This is a genomic window from Sphingomonas sp. MJ1 (PH-R8), assembly GCF_048058635.1.
In the GTDB taxonomy this organism is placed as follows: domain Bacteria; phylum Pseudomonadota; class Alphaproteobacteria; order Sphingomonadales; family Sphingomonadaceae; genus Sphingomonas.
Window position 1 is genome coordinate 98,003 of sequence record NZ_JBBEFX010000001.1, and the last position, 11,544, is coordinate 109,546.

An 11,544-nucleotide genomic window follows, 5' to 3' on the forward strand; every position below is an offset into this window, starting at 1 on the left:
AACTGAACCCGTCGCCTGCCGCTTTCGGTGAGCAGAACGCCCTGGCCCCCGGTGCGCACGTCGCGCCGGACCAGCGCTTCTTCGACGACCTGAACGGCGAGCTGACCGACAAGGGTTTCCTTGTCACCTCGACCGAAGACCTGTTCCATTGGGCGCGCACCGGCAGCTTGTGGTGGATGACCTTTGGCCTCGCATGCTGCGCGGTCGAAATGATCCACGTCAACATGCCGCGCTATGACATGGAGCGCTTCGGTGCCGCCCCGCGCGCGTCTCCGCGCCAGTCGGACGTGATGATCGTCGCGGGCACCTTGTGCAACAAGATGGCCCCGGCGCTGCGTCGCGTGTACGATCAGATGTCGGAACCGAAGTACGTGATCTCGATGGGATCGTGCGCCAACGGCGGTGGCTATTACCACTATAGCTACAGCGTCGTGCGCGGCTGCGATCGCGTGGTGCCCGTGGACATCTACGTCCCTGGCTGCCCGCCGACCGCAGAGGCGCTGCTCTACGGCGTCATGCAGCTGCAGCGGAAGATCCGCCGTTCGGGGAGCATCGAACGGTGAGGGCGCCCGCACCTGCCTATGCCGCCAACGACGGCGTCATCGACAAGGCGACCGCGGCCCTCGGCGCGGCGCTGCTCGAGGCGCAGGATCTCGTCGGCGAAGTGACGCTGCTGGTCGAGCGTGATCAGCTCGTGCCGGCGATGATCGCGCTGCGCGACACGCCCGGCCTCGAATATCAGCAGCTGATGGAAATCGCCGGCGTCGACTATCCGTCGCGCGTCGAGCGGTTCGACGTCTGCTACCACCTGCTCTCGGTCACCCGGAACCACCGCCTCCGCGTGCGCGTGCGCACCGACGAGGTGCAGCCGGTGCCGTCGGTGACGGGCATCTGGCCCGTCGCGGGCTGGCTCGAACGCGAAGTGTTCGACATGTACGGCGTGATCTTCGAGGGGAACCTCGACCTGCGCCGCATTCTGACGGACTATGGCTTCCGCGGCCATCCGCAGCGCAAGGACTTCCCGCTCTCGGGCTTCGCCGAGGTGCGTTATTCCGAAGCCGCCAAGCGCGTGGTCTATGAGCCGGTGCAGCTGGCGCAAGACTTCCGTAGCTTCGACTTCATGAGCCCGTGGGAGGGTGCGGAATACGTCCTTCCGGGTGACGAGAAGGCGGCACCTGCGGGCGAGCACAAGGCGGCGCTGCCGCAGGCCAAGGGTGCGCCCTCGCCGGTGACGGCCGAGCAGGTGCGCCGCGCCGACGACGACAAGAAGGATTCGCCGCCGAACGCGCCGGAGGCGAAGGTCACCGACTCTCCCGCGCAGACCGGCGTCGGCAAGTCCGATCCGGGCAACAAGCCGGAGGAAAAGCCCAAGGATCCGGATGTGATTCCGTCCAAGGGCGAAGGGCAGAACCAGTAATGGCTGAGTATCTCGACCAGCTCGAGCATCGCGCCGACGATCATACGTCGACCGGCGATGTCGAGATCCAGAACTACACGATCAACTTCGGGCCCCAGCACCCGGCCGCGCACGGCGTGCTTCGTCTCGTGATGGAGCTCGACGGCGAGATCGTCGAGCGGGTCGACCCGCACGTGGGCCTGCTGCATCGCGGGACTGAAAAGTTCATCGAGCACAAGACCTATCTGCAGTCGATCCCGTACTTCGACCGGCTCGATTACTGCTCGCCGATGTGCATGGAGCACAGCTATGTGCTCGCGATCGAGAAGCTGCTCGACCTCGAGGTGCCGCTGCGTGCGCAGTACCTTCGCGTGTTCTTCGCGGAGCTGACCCGCATCAAGAACCACATGCTGAACCTCGGTTCGCACATCATGGACGTGGGCGCGATGACGCCCAACCTGTGGCTGTTCGAGCTGCGCGAAGACTGCATGAACTTCTATGAGCGTGCCTCGGGCGCGCGCATGCATGCGAACTATTTCCGCCCCGGCGGCGTGCGCCAGGACGTGCCGCTGAAGCTCCTGACCGACATCGCCGAGTGGCTTGATACCCGCCTGCCGCGCCTGTTCGAGGATGCGATCAGCCTGGTGGCTGAAAACCGCATCTTCAAGCAGCGCAACGTCGACATCGCGATCGTCAGCCGCGAAGACGCGCTCAAGTGGGGCTTCTCGGGTCCGATGATCCGCGCCGCGGGTCTGCCCTGGGATCTGCGCAAGTCGCAGCCCTACGACGTCTACGGTCGCATGAACTTCGACGTGCCGGTCGGCACGCGGGGCGACTGCTACGACCGGTTCATGGTTCGCGTGGAAGAGGTGCGCCAGTCGGCGCGCATCATGAAGCAGTGCCTGGCCGAAATGCCGGAAGGTCCCACGCTCAGCCTCGACCGCAAGGTCGCGCCGCCGAAGCGTGGCGAGATGAAGCGCTCGATGGAAGCGCTCATCCACCACTTCAAATATTTCACCGAGGGCTTCCACGTGCCCGCCGGCGAAGTCTATGTCGCGACCGAGAGCCCCAAGGGCGAGTTCGGCGTGTATCTGGTCTCCGACGGCACCAACAAGCCGTACCGGTGCAAGATCCGCCCGACCGCGTTCAGCCACCTCCAGGCGATGGACTTCATGTCGAAGGGGCACATGCTCGCCGACACGACCGCCATCCTGGGCGCGATGGACATTGTTTTTGGTGAATGTGACCGCTGATGGCTGACGCACCCCATATCCCGGACGAGGCAGAGACCCGCGCACGCTGGGGCAGTTTCGCGTGGAACGAGAAGAACGCCGAAAAGGCGCGCGAGATCCTGTCGCGCTATCCGGCCGGCCGCGAGCAATCGGCCTCGATCCCGTTCCTCGACCTGGCGCAGCGCCAGGTCGGCGAGGAGACGAACACCCAGGGCTGGCTGCCGGTCCCGGTGATCGAGTTCGTCGCGCGCGAGATCGGCGTCGCCTATATCCGCGTGTTCGAGGTCGCGACCTTCTACACTATGTTCAACCTGGCGCCGGTCGGCCGCTACCATGTGCAGGTCTGCGGCACGACGCCGTGCATGCTGCGCGGCTCCGACGACGTGCTCGCGGCCTGCAAGAACCGCGGTCTGGCCAAGGGCAAGACCACGCCGGACGGCCTGTTCACGCTGACCGAGGTCGAGTGCCTGGGTACCTGCGCCAACGCGCCGATGGTCCAGATCAACGACGATAATTTTGAAGATCTCGACTACGACAAGACCGTCGCGATCCTGGACGCGCTGGCCCGGGGCGAGACTCCGAAGCCCGGTCCGCAGATCGAGCGTCAGGCGAGCGCGCCGGAAGGCGGCCCGACGTCGCTCCAGGCGATGGTGACCGAGAACCACGACTATCGCGGCGAATGGGGCTCGGCGGCGTGAAGGCGCTGGGATCCCTGGTCCTGGCGATCCTCGTCGGGTTCGTGGCGCTCTGGGTGCTGCTGCAGCTGTTCGTGGGGGCGCTGAAGCTGATCGGCGTCCTGATCGCGATCGGCGTGGCGGTTGTGGCCTATTTGCTGGCCGAAAAGCTTATCGGGAAGGGGCGCTGACCGTGCTCGCGGACAAGGACCGTATCTTCACCAACGTCTACGGCTTCCAGCCGTGGAACCTGGACGCCGCCATCAAGCGCGGCGACTGGGACAATACCAAGGCGCTGCTCCAGCTCGGCCCGGATGTGATCATCGATCGCATCAAGGCCTCGGGCCTGCGCGGCCGCGGGGGCGCAGGCTTCCCGACCGGCATGAAGTGGAGCTTCATGCCCAAGAACCCGACGCCGGAACGGCCGAGCTTCCTGGTCATCAACGCCGACGAGTCCGAGCCGGGCTCGTGCAAGGACCGCGAGATCATCCGTCACGATCCGCACAAGCTGATCGAGGGCGCGCTGGTCGCCGGCTTTGCGATGCGCGCGCGGGCGGCCTACATCTACATCCGCGGCGAATATATCCGTGAGGCAGAGACGCTGTTCGCAGCCGTGGCCGAGGCCTACGCGCGCGGCCTGGTCGGCAAGAACGCCTGCGGCTCGGGCTATGACTTCGACGTCTTCGTGCACCGCGGTGCCGGCGCCTACATCTGCGGCGAAGAGACCGCGATGCTGGAGAGCCTGGAAGGCAAGAAGGGCCAGCCGCGCCTGAAGCCGCCGTTCCCGGCCGGTGCGGGCCTCTATGGCTGCCCGACGACGGTCAACAACGTCGAGTCGATCGCGGTCGCGCCGACGATCCTGCGGCGCGGTCCCGAGTGGTTCTCCAGCTTCGGCAACGAGAACAACAAGGGGACCAAGCTCTTCCAGATCAGCGGCCATGTGAACCGTCCGTGCGTGGTGGAGGAGGCGATGTCGATCTCCTTCCGCGAACTGATCGAGACGCATTGCGGCGGCATTCGCGGCGGGTGGGACAATCTGCTCGCGGTGATCCCGGGCGGCTCGTCCGTGCCGCTGGTGCCGGCGGCGCAGATCATGGACGCGCCGATGGACTTCGATGGCCTGAAGGCGCTGGGCTCGGGCCTGGGCACCGCGGCGATCATCGTCATGGACAAGTCCACCGACATCGTCCGCGCGATCAGCCGCCTGTCGTACTTCTACAAGCACGAGAGCTGCGGCCAGTGCACGCCGTGCCGCGAGGGTACGGGCTGGATGTGGCGCGTGATGGAGCGGCTGCGCACCGGCGACGCCGACATTTCCGAGATCGACACGCTGCAACAGGTCACCAAGCAGGTCGAAGGCCATACCATCTGCGCGCTCGGCGACGCGGCGGCATGGCCGATCCAGGGCTTGATCCGACACTTCCGCCCCGAAATCGAACGCCGCATCCTCGAGAAGCGCGGCGGCGGGCTGGAACCGATGATGGAAGCTGCCGAGTAATGCCGAAGCTCAAAGTAGACGGGATCGAAGTAGAGGTCCCCCAGGGCGCCACGGTGCTCCAGGCGTGCGAGATCGCGGGCAAGGAAATCCCGCGCTTCTGCTACCACGAACGCCTGTCGATCGCCGGCAACTGCCGCATGTGCCTGGTCGAGGTGAAGCCCGGGCCGCCCAAGCCGCAGGCGTCGTGCGCGCTTCCGGCCGCCGACGGCCAGGAAGTCCGCACCGACAGCGCGATGGTGAAGGCCGCGCGCGAAGGCGTGATGGAGTTCCTGCTCATCAACCACCCGCTCGACTGCCCGATCTGCGATCAGGGCGGCGAGTGCGACCTGCAGGACCAGTCGGTCGCCTATGGCCGCGGCATTTCTCGCTATGACGAGAACAAGCGCGCCGTGACCGAGAAGTACATGGGCCCCATCGTCAAGACGGTGATGACCCGCTGCATCCAGTGCACGCGCTGCGTCCGCTTTGCGGAGGAAGTCGCGGGCGTGGAGGAAATCGGCGCGATCTATCGCGGCGAGGACATGCAGATCACCTCCTACCTCGAACGCGCGGTGTCGAGCGAGCTCTCGGGCAATGTCGTCGACCTGTGCCCGGTCGGTGCGCTGACCTCCAAGCCCTATGCGTTCGAAGCGCGGCCCTGGGAGCTCAAGAAGACGCTCGCCATCGACGTGATGGACGCGGTCGGCACCAACATCCGGCTCGACAGCCGCGGTCGCCAGGTGCTGCGCGCGCTGCCGCGCATCAACGAGGACGTCAACGAGGAGTGGGCGCACGACAAGACCCGCCACGCGGTGGACGGTCTGGTGCGCAAGCGGCTCGACCGCCCGTACGTCCGCCGCGACGGCAAGCTGGTCGCGGTCGAGTGGGACGAGGCGTTCGATGCGATCGCCGCCGTCAACGCCGGCTCCAGCGTCGCCGCGATCGCGGGTGATCTGCTCGATTGCGAGACGATGTTCGCCGCCAAGGCGCTGGTCCGCAACCTGGGCTCGTCGCTGATCGAGGGCCGCCAGACCGGCATGGCCTATGACGTCTCGAACCTCGGCGCGGTGGCGTTCAACACCACCATCGCGGGCGTCGAGCAGGCCGATGCGATCCTGCTGGTCGGCACCGACCTCCGCCATGAGGCACCGCTGGTGAACACCCGCGTGCGCAAGGCGATCAAGCGCGGCGCGCGCGTGTTCGCGATCGGGCCGGAGACGGACCTGACCTACAAGGTCGAGTGGCTGGGCGAGGACCTGTCGCTGCTGGGCGGTCTTCCCGACCGCGCCGCAGAGGCGCTGGACGCGGCCGAGCGGCCGATGGTCATCGTCGGCCCGGGCGCGCTCAAGAACGGTCATGCGGCCGCGCTCAAGCTTGCCACCGACGGCAATCTGGTTCGCGATGGCTGGAACGGCTTTAACGTCGTCCACACCGCGGCGGCACGCATGGGCGGGCTGATGCTCGGCTTCGCGCAAGCAGGCGGCATCGCCGATATCGTCGCCGCCAATCCGAAGCTCGTGTTCTTCCTGGGCGCCGACGAGGTGGACTTCTCGGCCTTTGCGGGCAGCTTCAAGGTCTACATCGGCCACCACGGCGACAAGGGCGCGCACCATGCGGACGTGATCCTGCCGGGTGCGAGCTACGCCGAAAAGGCGGGCACCTATGTGAACCTGGAAGGGCGAGTGCAGCGTGGCGACGCGGCGGTGTTCGCACCGGGCGACGCGCGCGAGGATTGGACGATCCTGCGGGCGCTCTCGGATCGGCTCGGCGCGACCCTGCCGTTCGACACGTTCCAGGGGCTGCGCGCGGCGATGTTCGCCGAAGTGCCCGCGCTCGCCACCGAGGGGCTGGTCCGCTACGACTGGAACCCGCCGGTGCTGGACGCGCGTGCCGAAGGCAGCGTGACCTATCCGATCGCCGACTTCTATCTCACCAACGCCATCTGCCGCGCGAGCCCGACGATGCAGCGCTGCTCGGCTGAACTGGTCCATGGCCAGGATTTCGCGGAGGCCGCGGAGTGACTTCGTTCTTTCAGAATACCGTAGGGCTTCCCTACGACTGGGCGTGGTTCGTCGGCACGGTCGTCTCGATCCTGCTGATCGCGCTGCCGCTGATGCTGGCCGTCGCCATGATCATCTACGCCGATCGCAAGATCTGGGCGGCGATGGCGCTGCGCCGTGGCCCCAACGTGGTCGGCCCCTTCGGCCTGCTGCAGAGCTTCGCGGACGGCCTGAAGGTGTTCCTCCAGGAAACCATCATCCCGACCAGCGCGAACAAGGGCCTGTTCCTGCTCGCGCCGATCATCACCTTCTCGGTGGCGCTGATCGTCTGGGCGGTGGTGCCGTTCCAGGAGGGCGTGGTCCTCTCGAACATCAACGTCGGCCTGCTCTACGTGCTCGCGGCCTCGTCGCTTGGCGTCTACGGCATCATCATCGCGGGCTGGGCATCCAACTCGAAATACCCCTTCTACTCGGCGCTTCGCGGTGCCGCGCAGATGGTGTCGTACGAGGTCGCCATCGGCTTCGTGCTGATCGCGGTCGTGCTCTGGGCCGGGTCGTTCAACCTCTCGACCATCGTGACGGAGCAGAAGGGTCACATCTTCGGCTTCATCAACGGCTTCGGCTTCAACCCGCTGCTGTTCCCGATGGCCGTCGTGTTCCTGATCTCGTCCATGGCCGAGACCCAGCGCGCGCCGTTCGACTTGACCGAGGCGGAGTCCGAGCTCGTCGCCGGCTACCAGACCGAATACAGCTCGATGGCGTTCGCGCTGTTCTGGCTGGGTGAATATGCCAACGTCCTCCTGATGTGCGCGCTCAACGCGACGCTGTTCTGGGGTGGCTGGCTGCCGCCGGTCGATTGGGCGCCGCTGTACATGGTGCCGGGCATCATCTGGCTGTTCGCCAAGATCCTGTTCTTCTTCTTCGTGTTCAGCTGGGTTCGCGCGACGGTGCCGCGGTACCGTTACGACCAGCTGATGCGGCTTGGCTGGAAGATCTTCCTGCCGCTGTCGCTGTTGTTCGTGTTCATGGTGTCGGGGTATCTCATGCTCGACCGCGTTGGAGTGCCCGCATGAGCGTCGCACAGGTAATCCGATCGTTCACGCTGTGGGAGTTCATCAAGGCCCACGCGCTGACCTTGCGCTATTTCTTCAAGCCCAAGGCGACGATCAACTATCCGTACGAGAAGAACCCGCTGTCGCCCCGCTTCCGCGGTGAGCATGCGCTGCGTCGCTATCCCAATGGCGAAGAGCGCTGCATCGCGTGCAAGCTGTGCGAGGCGGTGTGCCCGGCGCTGGCGATCACGATCGAGGCCGAACCGCGCGAGGACGGCAGCCGCCGCACCACGCGCTACGACATCGACATGACCAAGTGCATCTACTGCGGTCTCTGCCAGGAGGCATGCCCGGTGGACGCCGTCGTCGAGGGACCCAACTTCGAGTTCGCGACCGAGACGCGCGAGGAGCTGATCTACCACAAGGACAAGCTGCTCGCGAACGGGGACCGCTGGGAACGCGCCATCGCCGCGAACCTTGCGAGCGACGCGCCGTACCGGTAATGCGCGCGACTTCGAAATTCATGCCGTTCGGGCCGAGCCAGTCGAGGCCCTGCGCTGCTTCCTCAAGAAGTGAACCGGCCTCGCGCAGCGCGCGGGGCGAACGGAGGGCAGGGGGCCCAACGCGTCCGTGATCCATACACTCGCCTTTTATCTCTTCGCCGCGGTGGTGATCGTGTCGGCGGCGCTGACGATCACGTCGCGCAACCCGGTCCACGCCGTCCTCTGGCTGATCCTCGCGTTCTTCAACGCGGCCGGCCTGATGGTGCTCGTCGGTGCCGAGTTCATCGCGATGCTGCTCGTCATCGTCTATGTGGGCGCGGTCGCTGTGCTGTTCCTGTTCGTAGTCATGATGCTCGACATCGACTTCGCGGAGCTGCGCGCGGGCTTCGTCCGCTACCTGCCGCTGGGCCTGGTGCTCGCGGTTGCGCTGGTGGCCGAGATCCTGATCGCGGTCGGCGCCTGGTCGGCAGGCCGCATCGAGCTCGGCCGGCGCATCGCGCCGATCGACGGCGCGCTCCCGAACATCGAGGCGATCGGCCACCTGCTCTACACGCGCTATCTCTACGTCTTCGAAGGCGCAGGGCTGGTGCTGCTGGTCGCCATGATCGGCGCGATCGTGCTCACGCACCGCAACCGCACCGACAGCCATCGCCAGAACGTCAGCCGTCAGGTCAACCGTCGTTCCAAGGACGCGACCCGCAACGTCAATCAGCCCGTCGGGCAGGGAGTGGAGCTGTGATCGGTCTGATCCATTATCTGGTCGTGGGGGCGATCCTGTTCACGCTCGGCGTGCTCGGCATCTTCCTCAACCGGAAGAACCTGATCGTGCTGCTGATGGCGATCGAGCTGATCCTGCTCAGCGTGAACATCAACTTCGTGGCCTTCTCCTCCTACCTGGGCGACCTTGTGGGGCAGGTGTTCGCGATGTTCGTGCTCACCGTGGCCGCCGGCGAAGCCGCCATCGGCCTCGCGATCCTGGTGATCTATTTCCGTGGCCGCGGCTCGATCTCGGTCGACGACGTCAACCGGATGAAGGGGTGATCATTCGGTGATCCAGCTTATCGTTCTCCTGCCGCTCCTGGCCGCCGCGATCGCGGGCCTGAGCAACCGTGCGTTCGGCACCGCATTTCCCAAGATCGTGACCACGGGCGCGCTGTTCGCCTCGTGCGCCATGTCCTGGCCGATCTTCATCGGCTTCATGACGGGCACGCAGGTCCCGCACGTCGAGCCGCTGTTCACCTGGATCGTTTCCGGGGACATGGACATCGCCTGGGCGCTGCGCGTCGATGCGATGACGGCCGTGATGCTGGTGGTGATCACCAGCGTGTCCGCGCTCGTCCACCTCTATAGCTGGGGCTATATGAGCGAGGACCCGTCGCAGCCGCGCTTCTTCGCCTATCTCTCGCTGTTCACCTTCGCGATGCTGATGCTCGTGACGGCGAACAACCTGGTGCAGATGTTCTTCGGCTGGGAAGGCGTGGGTCTCGCGTCCTACCTGCTGATCGGCTTCTGGTACTATAAGCCCAGCGCCAACGCCGCCGCGATCAAGGCGTTCGTCGTCAACCGCGTCGGCGATCTCGGCTTCATGCTCGGCATCTTCGGCACCTTCCTGGTGTTCGGCACCGTCTCGATCCCGGAGATCCTGGCGGCGGCACCGGGCATGGCCGGCTCGACGATCGGCTTCCTGGGCGCGCGCTTCGATACGATGACCGTCCTCTGCCTGCTGCTGTTCGTCGGCGCGATGGGCAAGTCGGCGCAGCTCGGCCTCCACACCTGGCTGCCGGACGCGATGGAAGGCCCGACCCCGGTGTCGGCGCTGATTCACGCGGCGACCATGGTCACCGCGGGCGTCTTCATGGTGTGCCGCCTGTCGCCGATGTTCGAGGTGAGCCCGACGGCGCTCACCGTCGTCACCGTCGTCGGTGCCGCGACTTGCCTGTTCGCCGCGACGATCGGCCTCGTGCAGACCGACATCAAGCGTGTGATCGCCTATTCGACCTGCTCGCAGCTCGGCTACATGTTCTTCGCGGCCGGCGTCGGCGCCTATGGCGCGGCGATGTTCCACCTGTTCACCCACGCCTTCTTCAAGGCGCTGTTGTTCCTGGGTGCGGGCTCGGTGATCCACGCGATGCACCACGAGCAGGACATGCGCTTCTACGGTGGCCTTCGAAAGTCGATCCCGCTCACCTTCTGGGCGATGATGGCGGGCACGCTCGCGATCACCGGCGTGGGCATCTACGGCGTGGGCGGTTTTGCGGGCTACCACTCGAAGGACGCGATCCTCGAGGCGGCGTTTGCAGCCGGCGGCACCGGTACGCTGGCGTTCTATGTCGGGACCTTCGCCGCGCTGCTGACCAGCTTCTATTCGTGGCGCCTGATCTTCCTGACCTTCTTCGGCACGCCCCGCTGGGCCGCGTCGGAGCACATCCAGCATGCGCTCCACGACGCCCACGGCCATGGCCATGACGCGCACGGTCACGACGACCACGCCCATGCCCATGCCGCCGCGGACTCGCACGGCCAGGAAGTGCACGCGGATGCCGAGGATGCAGGCCATGCGCCTTCGACCCTTGCGGCGCACGCGGACCAGATTCCGGCCGGCACCGGCGGCTATCACCCGCACGAAAGCCCGCTGCCGATGCTGGTGCCGCTGATCGTGCTGACGGTGGGCGCGGTGGCCGCAGGCTTCGTGTTCAACCCGTGGTTCATCGGGGCAGAGGAGGGCGCGCGCTTCTGGGGCGGCAGCCTGTTCTTCAACGAGCATCTGATGCACGCGATGCACGAGGTGCCGATGCTGGTGAAGCTGGCGGCGACGATCGTCATGATCCTCGGCTTCGTGGCGGCGCTGGTCACCTATGTGCTCAAGCCCGGAACGTCGCGCCGCACGGCAACCGCCCTGCGTCCGCTGCACCAGTTCCTGCTGCGCAAGTGGTACTTCGACGAGCTGTACAACCTCATCTTCGTCCGCCCGGCGTTCGCGCTCGGCCGCTTCTTCTGGAAGCGCGGCGACGAGGGCACCATCGACCGGTTCGGGCCCAACGGCTCGGCCGCGGTGGTGGCATTGGGCAGCCGCGTCGCGGTGAAGATGCAGACCGGCTATCTCTACACCTATGCCTTCGTCATGCTGATCGGCCTGACGGCGGCGGTCACCTGGGCGATCGCGTCGTGATCGGCGGCGCGAGCGCACCGGCCGTGCGCGGCACCGGGATG

The 11,544-nt window shown here is 66.1% G+C and carries 12 protein-coding genes; all 12 read left to right on the forward strand.

The window, feature by feature from the left end:
* Positions 1–2: 2 nt before the first annotated feature.
* The 12 genes from VPH46_RS00505 to nuoL all read left to right on the forward strand — a co-directional run bounded on the left by VPH46_RS00505 (position 3) and on the right by nuoL (position 11,503).
* Positions 3–563 (forward strand): NuoB/complex I 20 kDa subunit family protein, encoded by a 561-nt coding sequence (locus VPH46_RS00505; RefSeq protein WP_317893264.1) that lies wholly within the window; start codon positions 3–5, stop codon positions 561–563.
* Entirely contained in the window at positions 560–1,417 is an 858-nt protein-coding gene (locus VPH46_RS00510) for an NADH-quinone oxidoreductase subunit C (RefSeq protein ID WP_416607889.1), read from the forward strand. The genes VPH46_RS00505 and VPH46_RS00510 overlap by 4 nt, the downstream gene beginning before the upstream one ends.
* Positions 1,417–2,649 carry an NADH-quinone oxidoreductase subunit D gene (locus VPH46_RS00515; RefSeq protein ID WP_416607892.1) on the forward strand — a complete coding sequence of 411 codons (1,233 nt, stop codon included), beginning with the start codon at positions 1,417–1,419 and terminating at the stop codon, positions 2,647–2,649. Before VPH46_RS00510 ends, VPH46_RS00515 begins: the two co-directional genes overlap by 1 nt.
* Positions 2,649–3,326, forward strand: a complete 678-nt coding sequence (locus tag VPH46_RS00520; RefSeq protein WP_416607895.1) for a complex I 24 kDa subunit family protein — start codon at positions 2,649–2,651, stop codon at positions 3,324–3,326. The genes VPH46_RS00515 and VPH46_RS00520 overlap by 1 nt, the downstream gene beginning before the upstream one ends.
* Positions 3,308–3,493 (forward strand): hypothetical protein, encoded by a 186-nt coding sequence (locus tag VPH46_RS00525; RefSeq protein WP_125960044.1) that lies wholly within the window; start codon positions 3,308–3,310, stop codon positions 3,491–3,493. The genes VPH46_RS00520 and VPH46_RS00525 overlap by 19 nt, the downstream gene beginning before the upstream one ends.
* Positions 3,494–3,495: 2 nt before the next feature.
* The gene (nuoF, locus tag VPH46_RS00530) at positions 3,496–4,800 is read left to right on the forward strand and encodes an NADH-quinone oxidoreductase subunit NuoF (protein WP_125960043.1); all 1,305 of its coding nucleotides are present in this window, start codon (positions 3,496–3,498) and stop codon (positions 4,798–4,800) included.
* A complete protein-coding gene (nuoG, locus tag VPH46_RS00535) occupies positions 4,800–6,800 on the forward strand; it encodes an NADH-quinone oxidoreductase subunit NuoG (RefSeq protein ID WP_416607899.1) in 2,001 nt (666 codons plus the stop codon). Before nuoF ends, nuoG begins: the two co-directional genes overlap by 1 nt.
* Positions 6,797–7,852 carry an NADH-quinone oxidoreductase subunit NuoH gene (gene nuoH / locus VPH46_RS00540; RefSeq protein WP_416607902.1) on the forward strand — a complete coding sequence of 352 codons (1,056 nt, stop codon included), beginning with the start codon at positions 6,797–6,799 and terminating at the stop codon, positions 7,850–7,852. The genes nuoG and nuoH overlap by 4 nt, the downstream gene beginning before the upstream one ends.
* Positions 7,849–8,334, forward strand: coding sequence for an NADH-quinone oxidoreductase subunit NuoI (nuoI, locus tag VPH46_RS00545; RefSeq protein ID WP_125960040.1), 486 nt, complete (start codon positions 7,849–7,851; stop codon positions 8,332–8,334). The genes nuoH and nuoI overlap by 4 nt, the downstream gene beginning before the upstream one ends.
* A gap of 127 nt (positions 8,335–8,461) precedes the next feature.
* Positions 8,462–9,073 (forward strand): NADH-quinone oxidoreductase subunit J, encoded by a 612-nt coding sequence (locus VPH46_RS00550; RefSeq protein WP_125960039.1) that lies wholly within the window; start codon positions 8,462–8,464, stop codon positions 9,071–9,073.
* Entirely contained in the window at positions 9,070–9,375 is a 306-nt protein-coding gene (gene nuoK, locus VPH46_RS00555; protein ID WP_125960038.1) for an NADH-quinone oxidoreductase subunit NuoK, read from the forward strand. Before VPH46_RS00550 ends, nuoK begins: the two co-directional genes overlap by 4 nt.
* A gap of 7 nt (positions 9,376–9,382) precedes the next feature.
* The gene (gene nuoL, locus VPH46_RS00560) at positions 9,383–11,503 is read left to right on the forward strand and encodes an NADH-quinone oxidoreductase subunit L (RefSeq protein WP_416607907.1); all 2,121 of its coding nucleotides are present in this window, start codon (positions 9,383–9,385) and stop codon (positions 11,501–11,503) included.
* The last annotated feature ends 41 nt before the right edge of the window (positions 11,504–11,544 follow it).

Coding starts and splice junctions, on each gene's coding strand:
- VPH46_RS00515 (WP_416607892.1), top strand. CDS start 1,417: ATGGCTGAGTATCTCGACCAGCTCGAGCATCGCGCCGACGATCATACG.
- VPH46_RS00520 (WP_416607895.1), top strand. CDS start 2,649: ATGGCTGACGCACCCCATATCCCGGACGAGGCAGAGACCCGCGCACGC.
- VPH46_RS00525 (WP_125960044.1), top strand. CDS start 3,308: ATGGGGCTCGGCGGCGTGAAGGCGCTGGGATCCCTGGTCCTGGCGATC.
- nuoG (WP_416607899.1), top strand. CDS start 4,800: ATGCCGAAGCTCAAAGTAGACGGGATCGAAGTAGAGGTCCCCCAGGGC.
- nuoI (WP_125960040.1), top strand. CDS start 7,849: ATGAGCGTCGCACAGGTAATCCGATCGTTCACGCTGTGGGAGTTCATC.